We start from the raw sequence: 18,486 nt of genomic DNA, 5'->3' as shown, positions 1-18,486 counted from the left end.
AGCACAGTGAAGCCATGGACCAGGAACAGGCCCGCGCCTGGCTCGCCGCCGCTCTCGACGAGGCCCGTGCCGGGCTGGCCGAGGGCGGGATCCCGATCGGCGCCGCGCTCTACGCCCCCGACGGCGCCCTCCTCGGCCGCGGCCGCAACCGCCGGGTCCAGGACGCCGACCCCTCCGCCCACGCGGAGACGGCAGCGTTCCGCGCGGCGGGACGGCAGCGCACGTACCGCGGCACGACCATGGTCACCACGCTCTCCCCGTGCTGGTACTGCAGCGGTCTGGTCCGCCAGTTCGGAATCTCCCGGGTGGTGATCGGCGAGGCCGCCACCTTCCACGGCGGCCACGACTGGCTCGCCGCGCACGGTGTGGAGATCGTCCTGCTCGACGACCCCACGTGCACGGCCCTGATGACGGGCTTCGTCGAGGACAACCCTGAGCTGTGGAATGAGGACATCGGTGAGTAGTACGCGTGTCCCCACCATCGATCTGCGCCCCTGGTTCGACGGCGGCCGGGCGGCCCGCGCCGCCCTCGCCCGTACCGTCGACCAGGCGCTGCAGACCGCCGGGTTCCTGCTGGTCACCGGGCACGGGGTGGAGCCGGGGCTGCGGGCCGGGATCCGGGCGGCGGCGCGGGAGTTCTTCCTGCTGCCCGTCGGGGCCAAGCAGGCGTACGAGGCGAAGGTCGGCGGCCGGGGCTGGCTCGGCCCCGGTGCCGAGGCCAACGGGTACGCGGAGGGCACCGAGACCCCGCCCGACCTGAAGGAGTCGCTGACCTTCGCGACGGACGAGCCCTTCGAGGACCCCGTCGTCAACGCGGAGTGGTACGCGCCCAACGTGTGGCCGGCCGAGGTCCCCGCGCTCCGGACGCTGTGCCGGCAGTACCTGGCCCGGATGGCCGCCCTGGAGAAGGAGCTGCTGTCCCTGCTGGGCTACGCGCTGGGGCTGGAGCGCGACTTCTTCTCGCGGCACATGGACCATCCGACGTACGGCTTCAACATCAACTGGTATCCGGGCACCCAGGTGACCGGCGAGCCGTTGCCGGGGCAGTTCCGGATCGGGCCGCACACCGACTTCGGGACCGTGACCATCCTCGACCGGCAGGCCGGGAAGGGCGGGCTGCAGATCTACACCGACGCCGGGGGCTGGGAGGACGCGCCGTACGACCCGGACGCGTTCACCGTCAACGTCGGCGACCTGCTGGCCCGCTGGACGGGTGACCGGTGGCGGTCCGGGCGGCACCGGGTGCTGCCGCCGCCGCTCGACGCGCCCGCCGAGGAGCTGATGTCGCTCGTGTACTTCGGCGAGTGCACCCCGGGCACCCGGGTGGAGTCCGTGCCGGCGCCGGTGGGCCGGGTGGCGTACCCGCCGGTCGACTCGCATGTGTACCTGCGCGAGAAGCTCGACTCGATCACCGTCGGCTGAACCCCACCCCTCTTCCGTCACTCCCCGTTATTCACTCCCGCGTTCGGCCCACCACCCGATCCGTTGAAAAGAACCGGGCGGGCATGTCCCGGCCGCGTCCCGTGGCATTGCCATCAAGGGGGCCCGTCTTCAGGGCCCCCCTTTTTTTGCCGATAGGAGACGCGTGCGAATCACTGACATCCAGCGCTGCGAGGTCCGGCCGGGACGGCTCGTCGAATGGACGCTGAGCCCGGCGACCGTGGCGGCGGCGACGGCACTGCCGGAGGACTCCCGGCCGCCCGCCTACATCCAGGAGTCGCACATCAGGACGGCCAGGTGCGTCCGGGAGGACGGGCTGTTCGTGCCCACCTGGCTCGGCACCGCCTTCGACCTGCCGGGCCCGGTCGACCTCGACGCGCTCCAGGAGGCGCTGCGCACCTGGACGGTGCGGCACGAGACGCTGCGCAGCGGCTTCCGCTGGGCCGGCCCCTCCGGAGACGAACTGCGGCGCTTCACGCTGGACGCCGCGGATGTGTCCCTGCACCGCGAGGACGCGGGCGACTTCGACGACGCCGACGAGCTGGTCCGGCACCTCCAGGACCGCTTCGACACCGTCGCCGACGCGCTGCGCTGGCCGAACCTGATCTACACCGCGGTCGTCCGGGACGACGGCGTCAGCGTGTACATGGCCTTCGACCACAGCAACGTCGACGCCTACTCGCTGACCCGGATCGCCGCCGAGATCGACGAGCTGTACACGGCGGGCCTGGCCGGCACCGAGCCCGGCTCGCTGGCGCCGGCGGCGAGTTACGTCGACTTCTGCGAGATCGAGCGCGCCGACGCGGACGGCATCGACGGCCGGCACGCGGTCGTGGAGCGCTGGCGCGAGTTCATCCAGCGCTGCGACGGCATGCTGCCGGGCTTCCCGGTCGACCTGGGGGTGGAGCCGGGCGGCCCGCTGCCGAGGCAGCGCATGCTGTGCGAGCCGCTGACGGACGCGGCCGAGGCGGCGGCGTTCGAGGCGTACTGCAGGCCGTACGGCGGCAGCATGGTCGGTCTGCTGGCCGCGACCGGGCTGATCGTGCACGAGCTGGGCGGGCAGTCGGTGTACCGGACCGTGGTGCCGTTCCACACCCGGGTGAAGTCGCGGTGGAACGACTCGGTGGGCTGGTACGTGGGCGGCGCTCCCATCGAGGTCCCGGTCGGCCGTACGGCGGGCTTCCCGGAGACCCTGCGGGCGGTGCGGGCGCAGCTGCAGGCCAACCGGTCACTGGCCCGGATGCCGCTGGCCCGGGTGCTGCGCCTGCTCGGCGCGGACTTCCGGCCGACCTCACCCGACCTGTACTCGATCGTCTCCTACGTCGACACCCGGACCTTCCCCGGCGCCGAACGCTGGGCGGAGCAGCGGGCGCACGCGCTGCTGCGGGTGTCGTACGGCGATCAGGTGTGCGTGTGGGTGAACCGGCTGCACGAGGGGCTGTGGCTGGCGAGCCGGTACCCGGACACGGACGTGGCGGCGAAGAACCTGCGGCTGTACGTCGAGCGGCTGCGCGACCACATCGCCTCGGTGGCCCACGGAAGCCTGTCCGCGGTGTCCTAGGTGAACTGCCCGGGAAGGGGCTCCGCAGGCTCGGTGGGCTGCGAGGGCTCCTGCCCCGGGAGGGCCTGCGCGCCCTCACCGCGTCCGATCAGACGTTCGAATCGGGTCCGCCAGTTCTGCTCCGACTCCCCCTCGCCCTGGAACTCGTGGGTGAACCGCAGCGCGCAGCCGCCGCCCTCGTCCCGCTCCAGGTGGAACCGGATCCGGCCGCGCGCGACGGTGTACTCCGCGACCCGGTCCACGTCCCAGGCCGTGACCCTGCCGGAGCCCAGCTCCCGCAGGGTGACCGCACCGCCGAGCCTGGGTTCCAGAACGTCGACGGCGGTGCACCACGCCCCGAGTCCCTCGGGGGTGGCCACCGCCGGCCAGACGTCTTCCATGCGCCTCGGGAGCCGCACCAGCAAGTGGAGTATGTGCGTGTTCCCGTGGGTCTGGCTGGTGCCCTGTGCGATGGAACCGCTCATGACACCAGTGTGGGCGACCCGCGGCTCACACGCCCGCGTAGGAGTGCTTGCCGCTGACGAAGATGTTGACGCCGTAGTAGTTGAACAGCCAGCAGCCGAAGGCGAGCATCGCCAGGTAGGCGGCCTTGCGGCCCTTCCAGCCGGCCGTCGCGCGGGCGTGCAGGTAGCAGGCGTAGGCGATCCAGGTGATGAAGGACCAGGTCTCCTTCGGGTCCCAGTTCCAGTACCGGCCCCAGGCGTCGCCCGCCCAGATCGCGCCCGCGATGATCGTGAAGGTCCACAGCGGGAAGACGGCCGCGTTGACCCGGTAGGCGAACTTGTCCAGCGAGGCGGAGGCGGGCAGGCGCTCCAGCACCGAGGTCGCGAACGCGCCGGGCTTGCCGCCGGTCTGCAGCTTGTTCTCGTACGAGTCCTTGAACAGGTACAGGATCGTGGCGACCGCGCCGACGTAGAACACCGCGCCGCAGAAGATCGCGGTGGAGACGTGGATGTACAGCCAGTACGAGTGCAGCGCGGGGACCAGCTGGTCGCTCGCCGTGTACAGGACGGTGACGGCGAGGCCGAGGTCGAGGAGGACCGTGGTGATCAGGAACAGCCCGAGCCAGCGCACGTTCTTCCGCAGTGCCAGCAGCGCGAGGTACACGCCGACGGCGACGGTGGAGAAGGTGATGTTGAACTCGTACATGTTGCCCCACGGCGCCCGCTCCACGGAGGCCGCGCGGCAGACGACACCGCCCAGCTCCACCAGGAAGGCGAGCACGGTGAGCGAGACGGCGATACGGCCGTAGAGGTCGCCCTGCGCGTCCCCGCCGTGCGCGCCCGGCCCGTCCGGTACGTCACGGGCGCCGGACGCCGAGCGGACGACGACCTCGGGCCGCTCCAGCACGGCGGTGCCCCCCGCCCGCTTCACCGTGACGGCGGGAGCCTTCGCGGGGGACGCCGCCGTCAGCGCCGCGGCCGTCCGGGCGACCTTGCTGCGGCTGCCGAAGAGCCATTCGGCGATGTACGCGAAGAAGGCAAGCGTGTAGACGGCCATGGCCGAGTAGATCAGCGTGTTGCTGACGCTCGCGAGGTGTTCGTTCGTTGCGGCGGCGAGAGTCATTTCTCAGCCCCTTCGGCAGGTACGACGGGAAGTTCGGGGGAGTCGTCGTCGGGCTCGTCGCCGGGGTCCGGAGCCCCCGGCGCCCGGTCGTAGAGGGTTCCGGCGAGGGCGCCCAGTTCCTCGGGCACCTTGGCGGACTCGCTGCGGCCCAGCCCGGCCATCTCGACGACCGTGACGCCGTCGGAGCCGCGCACCGCGCGCACCCACACCCGGCGCCGCTGGATGAACAGGGAAGCGGCCAGACCGAGGATCGCGGCGAGTGCGCCGCCGAGCGCCCAGCCGCCGCCGGGCTCCTGGACGATCTCGAAGCCGGCCCATTCCTTGACGTCCTTCTCGAAGGTGATGGACCCGGCGCCGTTCGGCAGCGTGAGCGTGTCGCCCGGCTGCAGGAGCTTCTTCAGCAGCTGGCCCTTGCTGTCCTTGAACGCCTTCATGTGCGTCTTGTCCAGCTGGTACACGCTCTGCGCCATGCCCGCGTTCACGGCACCGAGGTCGCCGTGGTAGGCGTTCACCGCGAGCAGCGGGTTCACCAGCGCGGGGAACTGCGAGAGCATCGTGCCGGCCTTGGGGTTGAAGGTCGGCACGAAGAAGGCCTGGAAACCGAGCTGTTCCGTCTTGCCCTGCGGGTTGCGGTAGCCGTCGTAGACCTTCACCACGCCGTTGGAGGTGACGTTGCCGTCGAGCGGCAGCAGCGGCACCGCGTCGTGGAAGACCTTGTTGCCCTTGCCGTCGCGGACGGTGATGACGGGCGCGTAGCCGTGGCTGACGAGGTAGACCTTGGAGTCGCCGATGCGCAGCGGCTCGTTGACCTTGATGGTGGTCGACCTGTCCTTGCCGTACGCACCCTCGCTGTAGTCGATCTTCGCCTCGAAGGTGCGCGGCGTGCCCCGGTTCGGGCCGGTGACCTCGTAGGTGCCCTTGAAGTCCTTCAGGTCGAAGCTGAACGGCACGAGGTCGTCGCTCTGGAACAGGCTGCCGGACTTGAAGTCGTCGTAGTTGGGGAGCGCGTTGGCGAAGCCGCCGCCCTCGACGACCAGCTTGGTGCCGTCCGACTTGAACAGCTGGCCGGAGGCGAAGGCGACCAGCAGCACGATCAGGGCGATGTGGAAGACGAGGTTGCCCAGCTCACGCAGATAGCCCTTCTCGGCGGCGACGGCGTCACCGGCGACGTGGGCGCGGAAGCGGCGCTTCTTCAGCAGGGCGAGCGCGGCCTCGCGGACCTGCTCGGGATCGGCTTCCGTACGCCACGTCGTGTACGCGGGCAGCCGGGTCAGCCGCTTGGGCGCGCCCGGCGGCCGGCTGCGCAGCTGGCCGACGAACTGCCAGGTGCGCGGGACGATGCAGCCGATGAGGGAGACGAACAGCAGGATGTAGATCGCGGAGAACCACACCGAGCTGTAGACGTGGAACAGGCCGAGCTTGTCGTAGACCGGCGCGAGCGTCTTGTGGGCCTTGCGGAAGTCGTCGACCTTGTTCAGGTCGGCGCTGCTCTGCGGGATCAGCGAGCCGGGGATCGCGCCGAGCGAGAGCAGCAGGAGCAGCAGCAGCGCGACCCGCATGGAGGTCAGCTGGCGCCAGAACCAGCGGGCCCAGCCGATGACGCCGAGGGCGGGCGCGGAGGAGATCTCGTCCCGCGGCGCGGTGGACAGCCGGGAGCCGGCCGCGCCGAGGTCCTCCTGACCGTCCTGCTGGTCCCGGCCCTTGCCGGTTTCCGTCTTGCTCATCGGTCAGATCCCCACATTGAAGCCGTCGGACCAGATCTGCAGCTGTTGCACCATGCTGTTCCACACCCCGGTCAGCAGCAGCACACCGGTCACGATCATCATCGCGCCGCCGATGCGCATCACCCACACGTAGTGACGCTTGACCCAGCCGAAGGCACCGAGCGCCTTGCGGAAGGCGACCGCGGTGAGGACGAACGGGATGCCCAGACCGATGCAGTAGACGACCAGCAGGAGTGCTCCGCGTCCGGCGCTGGACTCCCGCATGGCGAGCAGGCTCACGGAAGACAGCGTCGGGCCGAGGCAGGGGGTCCAGCCGATGCCGAAGAGCGCTCCCAGCAGGGGCGCGCCGACCAGGCCGGTCACCGGCCGCCGGTGGAAGCGGAACTCGCGCTGGGTGAGGCCGGGCAGCAGACCCATGAAGAACACGCCCATGAGGATCATGAGCGCGCCGAGCACCTCGGTGAGCGTGTCCTGGTAGGCCCGCAGGTTCTGGCCGAAGAAGCCGAACAGCGCCCCGGTCGAGATGAACACGGCGCTGAAGCCGAACACGAACAGGGAGGCTCCGGCGACCATCCGCCCCCGCCTGGCCTCGGCCAGGTCCGTGCCGGCGACACCGGTGACGTAGGAGAGGTAGCCGGGGACGAGCGGCAGGACACAGGGCGAGAAGAACGAGACCAGCCCGCCGATCAGGGCGATCGGCGCGGAGACGATCAGGGCGCCGTTGAGTACGGTCATGTTCCGGCCGGTCTCGGCCAGCGTCACGAGTGCGCTCATGTCACTTCTCCGCCACGACCGGCTTGAGCATGTCCAGCAGGGAGGTGTCGTCGAGCGCCTCCAGGGCCCTGGCGGCGACCCTCCCGTGCCGGTCGATGACGAGCGTGGAGGGGATGAGCTGCGGGTTGAGCGTGCCCTTCTGGAAGCGGAGCATCAGCTTGCCCGACGGGTCGTAGAGACTCGGGTAGGCGATCCCGTGCTCCTTCTCGAAGGCGACCGCGGGGGTCGTGCTCGTGTCGCGGGTGTTGATGCCCACGAACTGCACGCCCTTGCCCTCGTACTGCTTCGACACCTTGGAGAAGTACTGCGCCTCCTCGCGGCACGGGCCGCACCACGAGCCCCAGACGTTGATGACGACGACCTGGCCCTTGTACCGGGCGACGTCCAGGGTCTTGCCGTCGATGGTCTCGCCGGACAGGTCCGGGGCCGCGGCGCGCTTGCCCGCCGGCACGGTCTCGATGCCGTTGTTGCCGGTGACGAAGTTGGTGTTGCCACCGCCGCCGGAGATGCCGCCCTTGCCGCACGCGGACAGGGACAGGGCCGCCACGGCGGCCACGGCGCTGAGCAGGGCGGCGCGGCTACGGGTACTCATGTGAAAAGTTTCGCATGCCCGTCCCGGCGATCTGTGGCACCCCCCTGCCGGGCGGAAAACCGCATTTCAGGGCGTATTTACACGGGACATTTCCGGCAGCACGCCAGGGCCCGGCCCTAGGCCAGGAAGCTCTTCCACCCGGCGGCGGGCTTCTGCCCGACGCCCAGCGTGCGCAGCTTGGCGAGCACCTCGGGCTTCTGCACGTCCATCCAGTCGACGAACTGCCGGAAGGAGACCAGCCGCACGTCCGCGCCCTTCTCCTTCTCCCGCGCGATGTGCTTGAAGGCCTCCTCGACGGAGTCCATGTAGATGCCGCCGTTCCAGTGCTCGAAGTGGTTGCCTATGAAGAACGGTGCCCGGTTTGTCTCGTATGCCCGCTGGAAGCCCGCTATGTACGCCTGCGCGGACTGCTTGCGCCAGGCCGGGTAGTTGTAGGCGGGCGCCTTGGTGGAGTTCACGGACTGGTTGGCGAGCATGTTGTAGTCCATCGAGAGCACCTCGAAGGAACGTCCGGGGAAAGGTATCTGCTGTAGCGGCAGATCCCAGATCCCGAGCCGCTTCTGCGGCCACACCTGGCGGCCGCCCGGCGAGGAGGCGTCGTAGCGCCAGCCCAGCTCACGGGCGGTGGGCAGCAGGTTGTTCTGGCCGAGCAGGCAGGGCGTACGGCCGCCGACCAGCTCCTTGTCGTAGTCGAAGGGCAGCGAGGGCAGGTCGTGCCAGCCGGTGTTGGTCCGCCACTGCTTCACGAACGCCTTCGCCTGGTCGATCTCGCTCTTCCACTGGCGCGGGGTCCAGTTGCCGACCGTGCCGTGGCCGGAGCAGAAGTGCCCGTTGAAGTGGGTGCCGATCTCGTGGCCCTCCAGCCAGGCCCGGCGCACGTTCGTGAGCGTCGCCTTGATGTGCTCGTCGGTGAGGTAACCGATGTCGGAGGCGCCGCGCGGGTTGTTCGGGGGCAGGTACAGCCGCTTCTTCGACTCGGGCAGCAGGTAGAGCCCCGAGAGGAAGAAGGTCATGCTCGCGCCGTGTTCCTTGGCGAGGTCCAGGAAGCGCGGGAAGAGTCCGTTGCCGACCTCGCCGGCGCCGTCCCAGGAGAAGATGACGAACTGCGGCGGGGTCTGGCCCGGCTGCAGCGGCTCGGGCTTGGCCGGCTGGTGCGGCTGCTTGCCCGTGAAGGACGTGGAGCCGTCCCCGATCGGCTTGCCCGGACGCGAGCCGGTCCCGCCGCCCTCGGCGTTCTTCCCCTGATCGGAACCGTCCGGCCGCCCGGAGCCGTCCGATGACGTGTGGCTCCCGCAGCCGGCCAGGGTGGCGGCGGCCGCCACGCCCGCGCCGAGTCCGAGCATTCCCCTGCGGGAGTGGGTCCGGGAGACGGTGCGCATGGAGATCCCCGATCGTTGCGCCGGTTGATGGTCACCCAGTCAGAGGGCGCGACGATCGGGGAGGTTCCGTTAATTTGTATGGTTTTAGTAACGGGTACCGAAAAACCGTGCTAAGCGACTCCAAACGGACCGTCAGAAACCGCTGGTTCAGGCTCCGAAGGCCTTCCCCTGGGCGGTGCCCGTGCCCTTCTGCGGCTTGGCACCGGCCCGCAGATGGGCCGGGACGAGATCGATGGCGGGCTCGCTGTAGCCGACCGACACGATCCTGTCGCCGAGATAGGTGAAGGACGTCAGGGAGGCGAGCGTGCACTGCCGCTTGCGCGGATCGTGCCACAGCCGCCGCCGCTCGACGTAGGAGCGCACGATCCAGACCGGCAGCTGATGGCTGACCAGCACCGCCTCGTGCCCGCGTGCCTGGTCCTTGGCCGCGTTCAGCGCGCCCATCATCCGCACGACGATGTCGACGTACGGCTCACCCCAGGACGGCTTGAACGGGTTGACCAGGTGCTTCCAGTTCTCGGGCCTGCGCAGCGCGCCGTCCCCCACCCCGAAGGTCTTGCCCTGGAAGACGTTGTCGGCCTCGATGAGCCGCTCGTCGGTGTCCAGGTCGAGGCCGTGCGCCTTGGCGACCGGGGTGGCCGTCTCCTGAGCCCGCTCCAGCGGCGAGGCACAGACGTACGTCACGTCCCGGGAGGCGAGGTGCTCGGCGACCCGGTCCGCCATCTGCCGCCCCAGCTCGGACAGGTGGTACCCGGGCAGCCGCCCGTACAGCACCCCGTCCGGGTTGTCGACCTCACCGTGCCGCATGAGGTGGACGACGGTGACGTCCTTGTCCCTGCTGCCGTTGCTGATGCTCACGCGGTGGCCTCCGCAGCCGCCCGGGCCGCCGCCGGGAGGGCGTCGGCGATCTTCTGGATGGCCCGCTCGTCGTGGGCCGTGGACACGAACCAGGACTCGAAGGACGACGGCGGCAGGTAGACGCCGTTCGACAGCAGCGAGTGGAAGAACGCGGTGAAGCGGTACGACTCCTGCCGCTTGGCGTCCTCGTAGGTGCGGACCTGCCGGTCGGTGAAGAACACCGAGAACATGTTGGAGGCGGTCTGCACCCGGTGCGCGACGCCCTCCTTGCCGAGCGCCTCGCTGACCAGGGACTGGATCTGCGCGGACACGGCGTCGACCTTCTCGTACGCCGCGTCGTCCAGCAGCCGCAGCTGGGCGAGCCCGGCGGCGGTGGCGACGGGGTTCCCGGAGAGGGTGCCGGCCTGGTAGACGGGCCCGGCGGGGGCGAGGTGGGCCATCACATCGGCCCGCCCGCCGAAGGCCGCGGCGGGGAAACCGCCCCCCATGACCTTCCCGAAGGTCATCAGGTCCGGCTTGACCCCGTCGATGCCGTACCAGCCGGCACGGCTGGTACGGAACCCGGTCATGACCTCGTCGGAGACGTAGAGGGCGCCGTTCTTGCGGCAGGCGTCCTTCAGTCCCTGGTTGAACCCGGGGTCCGGCGGCACGACGCCCATGTTCCCGGGCGAGGCCTCGGTGATCACGCAGGCGATCTCACCCGGGTACCGGTGGAAGGCCTCCTGCACGGCCTCCAGGTCGTTGTACGGCAGCACGATCGTGTCGCCGGCCTGGGCGCCGGTGACACCGGGGGTGTCGGGCAGCGCGAACGTGGCGACCCCGGACCCGGCGGCGGCGAGCAGCGCGTCCACGTGCCCGTGGTAGCACCCGGCGAACTTGATCACCTTGGACCGGCCGGTGAACCCGCGGGCGAGCCGGATCGCGCTCATGGTCGCCTCCGTGCCGCTGCTGACCAGCCGCACCTGCTCCACGGGCTCGACCCGGGCGACGATCTCCTCGGCGAGCGCGACCTCGCCCTCACCGGGCGTGCCGAAGGAGGTGCCGCGGGCGACGGCCTCCTGGACGGCGGCGATGACCTCGGGGTGCGCGTGCCCGAGGATCATGGGCCCCCAGGAGCAGACGAGGTCGACGTACTCGCGGCCATCGGCGTCGGTGAGGTACGGGCCCTGGCCGGACACCATGAAGCGGGGCGTGCCGCCGACGGCGCGGAAGGCGCGCACCGGCGAGTTCACACCGCCGGGCGTGACGCCGGAGGCACGGTCGAACAGCGCCTGGGAGGCGGGCGCGTCGTAGGGATAGGGCATTTCGCTCAGGGCACTCATGACCTGCTGCTTCTCCGGCTTCTCGGACTCCGGCTGCTGGGGTGACCTCCTCAGGGTAGGCCGCGACCCGACGGGCGCGTGGCCCGCCTCAAGATCCAAGCGCCGCCATCCGCCATCTGCGAGACTGAGAGCTGATACACACAGCTCTCACGCACGTAATGATCAGGGGCCGGACCAGAACCCGTGGACTGGTTGTTCACCGCACGTTTCGGCGGGCGGCCGTGGGGGAGGTCACTGACACGATGATCGGGTTGCGCGGCGGGGGCCACGCGTCCTAGAAAAGCAGTCGGGTGGAGATATGCATCGCGGTGGCGGACTGGGCGAGGGGACTGATGACCTGGGTCCTCGACGTGCCCGGCGGGGAAGGCACCGGCGCGACGCGGACGAAGCGACCGAAGCACGGCAGAGCGAGGCACGACAGAGCGACGCACGTCAGACACAGGGTGTACCGGGTGAGCCCGAGCGGTACGACCGGCAGGGTGATCGGCAGCTGGAGAGCCGGCTGGAGCGACCGATCGACGGCCGGTCCGACCACCGGGCCGACCGCCTGAGGGCGGGGAGCAGGAATGGTGGTCGGGTGGGGGTGACGTACAAATACTTCGGCGCGCCGGACGGCGCGACCGCGGCCCGCGTCCCCATCTCGATGCGTCCCGAGGAACTCGGCGGCGACGAGCTGGGCATGAACGGCATGTTCACCAAGATCAAGCCGGAGACGATGGCCGCGATGGTCCTGACCGGCATCGAGGGCGTCCCCCTGCACAAGGTCCCGCCCCTGGAACTGGTCGTCCTGCACCCCGACTACGCGGTCGTCAAGCTCCCCATGACCGTCGTCGACCCCCTGCGCGGCATCGGCGAGGAGGCGGTCGGCGCGGCGGCCTTCATCTGGTCGACGGTCCCGGACCGAGGGGGTCCGCGGGACGCGTTCAATGTGTACCAGTTGCTGCACGAGTGGCAGGACTTCTCGCATCGGCTGCATGAGGCGGGGCACCAGCCCTATTGCCTTGTCTGGCCCTGAGCCGGCGTTCCTTGCGGATCGGGCGGGGCCTTCGGGCCTCGCCCTTTTCAGTGCCGGAGGGGGCCGTCGGGCGGCCAGGCACCTCGAAGGGGGACGGTGGTTTCACTCGGACACGGCGGGCGGGTCGCCGTGGGCGCTGATCGTCGCGACCCGCTCATGGGGAAGGATGGCGTCACTGCACCGTGCTGATCAGAGGCTCCAGCAACTCCAGTGCTTCCTCCCAGCGGAAGGCATCCGCCGCGCCGCCAGCCCTCGGCCGGTGCGGTTCGCATGAGCCGATCAGGACACCTATGCCTCGCAGCCGGTCCAGGCTCTCCTGGTAGGCGGGGTGGGCGGCCTGGGCGGAGTTCAGGTAGGGCAGCGCCACAGTCGGGATGCCCATGCCGTACGCCTCGCACAGGATGCCCAGCGCCAGGGTGTCGGATATCCCGGCGGCCCACTTGTTGATCGTATTGAAGGTGGCCGGGGCGACCGCGATGGCGTCCGCCGGCGGCAGCGGACGAGGGTCGCCCGGCGAGCGCCAGGCGGAGCGGATCGGGTAGCCGGTCTGTGCCTCGACCGCAGTCGCGTCGATGAAGCCGAGGCCCTGCGGTGTGGCGACGACACCGACGTCCCAGTTCGCCTCCTGGGCAGCGGTGATCAGCTTGCCGACGTCACGGGCGACACCGGCCGCGCACACGACGACGTACAGGAAGGGCTTCTTGTCCGGGGCGGTCGGTTCGGTCACGCGGGGACTCCCAGTTGGCGGCTGAAGTGGTGCAGTTCCGGCAGCGTACGACGGCGGTCGCGGGCGGCCATGTCGGCGACCAGGTTGCGGACGTCGGGACGGCGGATGTCCTGGGCGGCGCAGGTCTCGGCAATGCGCAGCGCCTGGTAGCCGTCGGCGAGGCGGCCCTGCTGGCTGTACGCGCGGGCCGCCTCGACCCATAGGGCGGCGCGGCGCTCGGGGACCGGGATGTGTCGGCGCATGAGGGGTCGGGCCGCCTGGAGGGCAAGGCCGGCGTCACCGAAGGCCACCAGGGCGCTCAGCTCGTGCAAGGCGACATTGGTCGGGCTGAAGGTGGCCCAGGCGTCACACCGGTCCAGGGTCACGTACCGGGAGACTTCCTTGGCCTCAGTGAGGAATTCCTTCGTGGCCGCGCGATCACCGCGGCTGCTGGCCGCGGTCACGCCGCGCAGGAGCAGCAGTCCTACGGCGGCGAGGTACTTCGGAGGGCGCCGGTCGTAGGAACCGGTGAGCTGGTCGGCGGTGTGCCTGACCAAAGTGACAGCTTCGGTGGCGTGCTTCTCGCGCACCAGGACGTGGGCCTGGACACGGACGCTGGAGGCGAGGACCACCGGGTCGCCCGAACGTTCTGCTTCGGCCATCGCCCGGCCGACGGCGAGCCATGCGTTGCCCTGGTCGTGCTGTTTGAGCAGCAGGCTGGTCGCGGTCTGGTACGCCGTGGCCAGGAGCCCGGACACCGTGCCCCTGGCCGTCGCCTCGCTGGCGGCCAGTCGCAGGTCACCGATCAGATCCGGGAGGGTGCGCTCCAGCTCTGTGTAGTGGCAGGCGTGGAAGAGCCTGAGCGCCGATCCGACTCGTTCGTACAGGACGGCCGTGTCCTGTGGGCCACCGGTGCCCGCGTGGCCGGGGCCGGGCAAGAGTGCCTGGACGAGGGCGGTGTGCGGGGCCGAAGAGCCGGCCGGGGTCGCGAGCGCTGCAATGCTCGCGGCAAGGAAGGTGCGGCGGTGCATGTCATCAGCTTCTGGGTCGGCGACAGAGGCGCCCTGAGCGGGGGCGAGGCCCAACTCGTCAGGTGGGATGTCCAGTTCCTGCGCGACGGCGCGTAATACGCGGATGTCCTCCGTGCCACGACCGCTCTCCAGACGGCTCACCTTGGACTGGTGATACCCGAGCGCTGCGGCCACGTCGTGCTGTGAACGCCGCTGTAACACCCGTGCCCGACGGATCCGTTCTCCGATCCGTCTCGCTTCCCCATATGCATCGGCCATCTGCCACGGCTCCCTCCGCCGTCGCTGATCCTGCCTGCTCAATCGAGCATAGATCAGTCGTAGTTGGCGGTGATGCAGCTCCTGCATAACTCATGCAGCACACGCGCACGAGCTAACCGCTCACGGCGACGGGCTGGTTGCTTGGTGTGGCCCCACCTACACCGGGAGGCCGCTCATGGAAGCGCACCAGCTCGCTCTTTCCCTGCCCTCGACGCCCGCCGCAGCGAGCGAGGCCCGGCACCAGACCGTGGTCGCGATAGCGGGCTGGAACACGGAGCTGGACGCCGAGGTGGTGCACGCGGCTGCACTAGTGGTCAGCGAGCTCGTCACCAACGCGGTGCAGTACGCCGGCACCGGATCGGCCTCGCTCACAGTCTGTCTCGACGAGGCCGTCCTGCGAGTCGAGGTCTGCGACGCGAGCCCGGTGCTGCCCCAGCCGGCTCTGCCCGATGCGGACAGCGAGGGCGGCCGGGGCCTGTTCCTCGTCGCCGCTCTCGCTGACCGGTACCGCGCCGAGCCGACGGAGAACGGCAAGCGCTGCTGGGCCGAGATCGATCTGATCACCAAACCCAGCCAGGACATGGCCTGTTTCCTTCCTCTGCAGAGGAGTTGATGATGACGACCACCCACGCCCCCGGCGTGGCCGCCGAGGTGATCGCCGTACGCCCTGGGCCGCCGCTCGCCGGCACCGTGAGCGTCGACGGGTCCAAGAACGCCGCTCTGCCGCTCCTGGCCGCCACGGCTGCCCTCGACCGCCCGGTTCGGCTGAGCAACGTCCCGGACAGCACGGACGTCCAGGTCATGCTCGTTCTGCTGCAACAAGCGGGCTGGCATGTCACGCAGCCTGTCGGCGAACCGACCACCCATGTGATCCTGCCGACGGAGTCATCTCGGGGACTGCCCGATCTGGCGCAGGCAGCCCACATCCGAGCCTCGTACTACCTCGTCCCCGCCCTGCTCGCGCGTTACGGCCAGGCGCGGCTGCCCTGGCCAGGCGGCTGCCGGATCGGTGCGCGCGGGATGGATCTGCACTTCAAGGTGTACGAGGCGTTCGGCGACCAGAGCCGGCAGGACAGTTCCGGATACGGCATCGAGGCCCACACCTCACAGACCGGCACCGTCTCCATCGCACTGCCCTTCCGCTCCCGCGGTGCGACCGTGGCCGCGACACTGCGCGCCTTCACAACCGGCCGACCTTTACGGCTGGGTCAGCCAAACCTCTCGCCCGAAGTCCTGAGCGTGCTCGACGCCCTCAGTTCGGTGGGCTGGGAGACGCGAGTCGGCGAGCATGCACTCACTCTCTCACCGCCCTCCTCGCCGCCGACTGCCCCCGCTGCCTGGACAGTGCCCGGAGACAAGATCGAGGCAGCCACACTGGCCTGCGCGATCGCCGCGACGCGCGGTACTGCCCGTATCGACGGCGTGCAGGGCAAGGACGTGGGCCCGTTCGTGGCTGCCCTTCATCAGCTCGGCATCCCCGCAGACGCGGAGCCGAATGGCCTTACCGTCCGCGCCCAGGAGACAGCCCCCACTGGCCGTCCCCTGCGGGCCATCGCCTCCCTGAGCCCGGCCGGCCTGGACGCCGACTTCGAACCACCGCTCATGGCACTCGCCCTCGGACTGCCCGGTACGCACCTGTTCGCCGACGCCATCAATCCCGGCCGCCACGGCAACCTGCTGCCGCAGCTGTCCCGCCTGGGCGCCGAGATCGACGAGATCTCCCCCACCGAATGCCGCCTGGCCGGGCCCCAACAGCTGACGGGCGCGGGCGTCGAAGCCACTGACATCCGCACCGGGTCCGCCCTCATGGTCGCCGGCCTCACCGCCCGAGGCGTCACCACTATCGGCGGCCTCGACCAACTGCGCCGCGGCCACGCCGACCTGTCCGGCAAGCTGCGCACCCTGGGCGCCGACATCTGCGAGGTCACCCCATGACCACCGACGGCCGGAACCTGCGCCAGATCGTTGCCACGACCGACGTCCACTCCTCCTTCCACAACGCCGCGCCGTTCCTGACCCACCTCCACGCGCTGCGCCCGACCTCGCTCATCGTGGACTGCGGCGACTTCTTCGAAGGCAGCGGCTACTACCGCCTCGCCCGCGGCACCATCGAGCGGGAGATCCTGCTCAAGCTGTACGACGTGCTGGCCCCCGGCAACCACGGCTGGGGTCACCACTTCGAGCCGGACCTTCACCGGCGCACTGTCTGTGCCAACGTCGTCGACGCCAACACCGGCGACGCACTCTTCCGCCGCTTGTACATCGCGGACATCGCTGGACGTCGCGTCGGCGTAACCGCTGTGATCGGTCGGCAAGCCTTCCACTCGATCCCAGCCTCCCAGCGAACCGGCCACTGTGTCATCGATCCCCTCCAGGCCCTAGGCGAGCTGATGCTCGCTCACCACCACGAGGTGGACAGCTGGGTCCTGCTCAGCCACTCCGGCTTCGACGAGGACCGGAAACTCGCGGCAGCCTCTCCCTTCCTCGACGTGGTCCTCGCCGGGCACTGCCACAGCAATCAGTACGGGCCGGTCCGGATCGAAGACACCCTGGTCGTCAAGGGCCGGGAACTCGCCGACGGCTATGCCATCGCCACGCCCGTGGGCAGGGGATGGGGTGCGGGCACCACGTCCTTCCCGGATCGGGCCCCGAGCGTCGTTCCCACGGAGCTTGTGGGCCTGCGCTCACGCATCGAGGACGTCAAGCAGCAGCTGGCCGGCGTCCTCGGCCCGATCAGACCGGCCTACCGCCACCAGTCCCTCGACCGGCGCAGCCTGCTCATGGACCTCACCACCCGCCTGCGTACGGCACTCGGATCAGACGCGGTCATCCTCAACGAGACGGCACTACGCGCCGTACCACTCGGCGACACCCTCACCCAGGGCGACCTGCTCTCCATCGAGCCGTTCGCCAACCAGCTGGTGAACGCCCACGTACCCGAGCCGGCACGCAGGGACTTCACTGGCTGGCTGTCACATCTGACCGCCCAGACCGGCCCGCTCGTCATCGCACCCGATCCCTTGCCTGACGCGATCACCACCGTGCTGACCACCGACTACCTCGCCGAGACCTACCTCGGCGAGTGCACGCACGAGGCCGGCCTGCGTCTGGACCAGGCCGTCCAGCACGTCCTCATCGCTCCCGACACCGCGGAAGAAGGCAGGCAATGATCCTCACCGGCCCGGAGATCAACGCTGCCGCTCACGACGGCCGCCTCCGCATCACCCCGTTCGCCGCCGGCCAGGTCAACCCCAACAGCTACAACGTGCGTCTGGGCCCCACCCTGATCACCTACACGAGCACGGTCCTGGACGCACACCGGCCCAACCCCACCCGCGCAACCACCATCGGCCCGGACGGGCACATCCTCCAGCCAGGCGAGCTCTACCTCGGCCACACCCTCGAAGAGGTCGGCTCCGACACCTTCGTGCCGCTGCTGTTCGGCCGCTCCTCCGTCGGCCGCCTCGGCCTGTTCGTCGAGATCACCGCCCCCATCGGCGACATCGGCTTCCATGGCCAGTGGACGCTCATGCTCACCCCGATCCGACCGCTGCGCGTGTACGCCGGCATGGCGATCGGGCAGATCATGTTCTTCGTCTCCACTGGCGCCATCGACCTCTACCGCGGCAAGTACCAGGCCGCCGCAGGACCGCAGCCCTCCGCCTACTGGCGAGACCTCGCCCGACTCCGGGCGGTGGCATCGTGATCCTCACCGGCCTCGCCATCGCCGCCGCGGTCCAGGCCGGCGAGATCACCATCGACCCGTACGAGCCCAGCCGCGTCTCCCCCAACGCCTACGACTGGCGGCTCGGCGACACGATTCGCGTCTGCGACGGCAACCTCGACGCCGCGACCCCTACCGCCTTCACCGAACAGCCCATCCCCGACACCGGCCTCGTGCTGCGCCCCGACCTGCTCTACCTCGGCATCACGCTGGAGCGGACCGGTTCGGAGACGTACGCGCAGCTACTGAACGGCGACCGCACCACCGGATCCCTAGGCATCTGGGTTCACGTCTCGGCTCCGCTCGGACACCAGGGCCATGCGATCCGTTGGACGCTGGAGATCCGCGCCGCTCGACCGGTGCGCGTGTATCCGGGCATGACCTTCGGCAAACTCGTCTTCCTCACCACCTTCGGCGCCCCGGGCAGCTACCAGCAGCAGCCTGCCAAGTACGCGTCCACGGAAGGCATCGACATCTCGCGCCTCTACGAGGAGATCGACGGAGGAGCGCGGTGAACCCTCGCTCGGCCTCCGGTC

General features: G+C 69.9%; 19 protein-coding genes. 9 read left to right on the top strand and 10 right to left on the bottom strand.

Annotated features, from left to right (window positions below):
• Window positions 1–14: 14 nt before the first annotated feature.
• The 3 genes from ABT171_RS21745 to ABT171_RS21735 all read left to right on the top strand — a co-directional run bounded on the left by ABT171_RS21745 (window position 15) and on the right by ABT171_RS21735 (window position 3,001).
• Window positions 15–464, top strand: coding sequence for a nucleoside deaminase (locus ABT171_RS21745; RefSeq protein WP_351246182.1), 450 nt, complete (start codon window positions 15–17; stop codon window positions 462–464).
• Entirely contained in the window at window positions 445–1,422 is a 978-nt protein-coding gene (locus ABT171_RS21740; RefSeq protein ID WP_351246180.1) for an isopenicillin N synthase family dioxygenase, read from the top strand. Before ABT171_RS21745 ends, ABT171_RS21740 begins: the two co-directional genes overlap by 20 nt.
• 163 nt (window positions 1,423–1,585) lie before the next feature.
• The gene (locus tag ABT171_RS21735; protein ID WP_351246178.1) at window positions 1,586–3,001 is read left to right on the top strand and encodes a condensation domain-containing protein; all 1,416 of its coding nucleotides are present in this window, start codon (window positions 1,586–1,588) and stop codon (window positions 2,999–3,001) included.
• Here ABT171_RS21735 and ABT171_RS21730 read toward each other — a convergent pair.
• The 8 genes from ABT171_RS21730 to hemL all read right to left on the bottom strand — a co-directional run bounded on the left by ABT171_RS21730 (window position 2,998) and on the right by hemL (window position 11,207).
• Window positions 2,998–3,465, bottom strand: coding sequence for an SRPBCC domain-containing protein (locus tag ABT171_RS21730; protein WP_351246176.1), 468 nt, complete (start codon window positions 3,463–3,465; stop codon window positions 2,998–3,000). The genes ABT171_RS21735 and ABT171_RS21730 overlap by 4 nt on opposite strands.
• 25 nt (window positions 3,466–3,490) lie before the next feature.
• Window positions 3,491–4,567, bottom strand: coding sequence for a c-type cytochrome biogenesis protein CcsB (gene ccsB, locus ABT171_RS21725; protein ID WP_351246174.1), 1,077 nt, complete (start codon window positions 4,565–4,567; stop codon window positions 3,491–3,493).
• Window positions 4,564–6,291 (bottom strand): cytochrome c biogenesis protein ResB, encoded by a 1,728-nt coding sequence (resB, locus tag ABT171_RS21720; RefSeq protein ID WP_351246172.1) that lies wholly within the window; start codon window positions 6,289–6,291, stop codon window positions 4,564–4,566. Before resB ends, ccsB begins: the two co-directional genes overlap by 4 nt.
• A 3-nt stretch (window positions 6,292–6,294) precedes the next feature.
• Window positions 6,295–7,065 (bottom strand): cytochrome c biogenesis CcdA family protein, encoded by a 771-nt coding sequence (locus ABT171_RS21715; protein WP_351246170.1) that lies wholly within the window; start codon window positions 7,063–7,065, stop codon window positions 6,295–6,297.
• A 1-nt stretch (window position 7,066) separates the two neighbouring features.
• Complete coding sequence (locus tag ABT171_RS21710) at window positions 7,067–7,657, bottom strand: TlpA family protein disulfide reductase (protein ID WP_351246168.1); 591 nt, start codon at window positions 7,655–7,657, stop codon at window positions 7,067–7,069.
• A 116-nt stretch (window positions 7,658–7,773) separates the two neighbouring features.
• The gene (locus ABT171_RS21705; protein WP_351246166.1) at window positions 7,774–9,036 is read right to left on the bottom strand and encodes a polysaccharide deacetylase family protein; all 1,263 of its coding nucleotides are present in this window, start codon (window positions 9,034–9,036) and stop codon (window positions 7,774–7,776) included.
• 147 nt (window positions 9,037–9,183) lie between these two features.
• On the bottom strand, window positions 9,184–9,843 hold the full coding sequence (locus ABT171_RS21700) for a histidine phosphatase family protein (protein WP_351246468.1): 660 nt from the start codon (window positions 9,841–9,843) through the stop codon (window positions 9,184–9,186).
• Window positions 9,844–9,890: 47 nt separating this feature from the next.
• Complete coding sequence (gene hemL, locus ABT171_RS21695) at window positions 9,891–11,207, bottom strand: glutamate-1-semialdehyde 2,1-aminomutase (protein ID WP_351246466.1); 1,317 nt, start codon at window positions 11,205–11,207, stop codon at window positions 9,891–9,893.
• A gap of 586 nt (window positions 11,208–11,793) precedes the next feature.
• On the opposite strand from hemL, the gene ABT171_RS21690 reads away from it, so the two are divergent.
• On the top strand, window positions 11,794–12,231 hold the full coding sequence (locus tag ABT171_RS21690) for a hypothetical protein (protein ID WP_003974483.1): 438 nt from the start codon (window positions 11,794–11,796) through the stop codon (window positions 12,229–12,231).
• A gap of 172 nt (window positions 12,232–12,403) precedes the next feature.
• Here ABT171_RS21690 and ABT171_RS21685 read toward each other — a convergent pair whose 3' ends face one another.
• Window positions 12,404–12,958 carry a flavoprotein gene (locus ABT171_RS21685; protein ID WP_351246164.1) on the bottom strand — a complete coding sequence of 185 codons (555 nt, stop codon included), beginning with the start codon at window positions 12,956–12,958 and terminating at the stop codon, window positions 12,404–12,406.
• On the bottom strand, window positions 12,955–14,226 hold the full coding sequence (locus tag ABT171_RS21680; RefSeq protein ID WP_351246162.1) for a helix-turn-helix domain-containing protein: 1,272 nt from the start codon (window positions 14,224–14,226) through the stop codon (window positions 12,955–12,957). Before ABT171_RS21680 ends, ABT171_RS21685 begins: the two co-directional genes overlap by 4 nt.
• A gap of 175 nt (window positions 14,227–14,401) precedes the next feature.
• Here ABT171_RS21680 and ABT171_RS21675 point away from each other — a divergent pair, with 175 nt between their 5' ends.
• The 5 genes from ABT171_RS21675 to ABT171_RS21655 are packed head-to-tail and all read left to right on the top strand — an operon-like array spanning window position 14,402 to window position 18,465.
• The gene (locus tag ABT171_RS21675) at window positions 14,402–14,839 is read left to right on the top strand and encodes an ATP-binding protein (RefSeq protein WP_351246158.1); all 438 of its coding nucleotides are present in this window, start codon (window positions 14,402–14,404) and stop codon (window positions 14,837–14,839) included.
• Between the two features lie 2 nt (window positions 14,840–14,841).
• Window positions 14,842–16,161, top strand: a complete 1,320-nt coding sequence (locus ABT171_RS21670) for a carboxyvinyltransferase (RefSeq protein ID WP_351246156.1) — start codon at window positions 14,842–14,844, stop codon at window positions 16,159–16,161.
• Window positions 16,158–17,396, top strand: coding sequence for a metallophosphoesterase (locus tag ABT171_RS21665; protein ID WP_351246154.1), 1,239 nt, complete (start codon window positions 16,158–16,160; stop codon window positions 17,394–17,396). The genes ABT171_RS21670 and ABT171_RS21665 overlap by 4 nt, the downstream gene beginning before the upstream one ends.
• Complete coding sequence (gene dcd, locus ABT171_RS21660) at window positions 17,393–17,932, top strand: dCTP deaminase (RefSeq protein WP_351246152.1); 540 nt, start codon at window positions 17,393–17,395, stop codon at window positions 17,930–17,932. Before ABT171_RS21665 ends, dcd begins: the two co-directional genes overlap by 4 nt.
• Window positions 17,929–18,465 (top strand): dCTP deaminase, encoded by a 537-nt coding sequence (locus ABT171_RS21655; RefSeq protein WP_351246150.1) that lies wholly within the window; start codon window positions 17,929–17,931, stop codon window positions 18,463–18,465. Before dcd ends, ABT171_RS21655 begins: the two co-directional genes overlap by 4 nt.
• The last annotated feature ends 21 nt before the right edge of the window (window positions 18,466–18,486 follow it).

Origin of the sequence: Streptomyces sp. NPDC001851, assembly GCF_040297165.1 — a bacterium.
In the GTDB taxonomy this organism is placed as follows: domain Bacteria; phylum Actinomycetota; class Actinomycetes; order Streptomycetales; family Streptomycetaceae; genus Streptomyces.
Note: the sequence above shows the minus strand (reverse complement) of the source record. Positions and strands in the feature narration are given on the sequence as shown.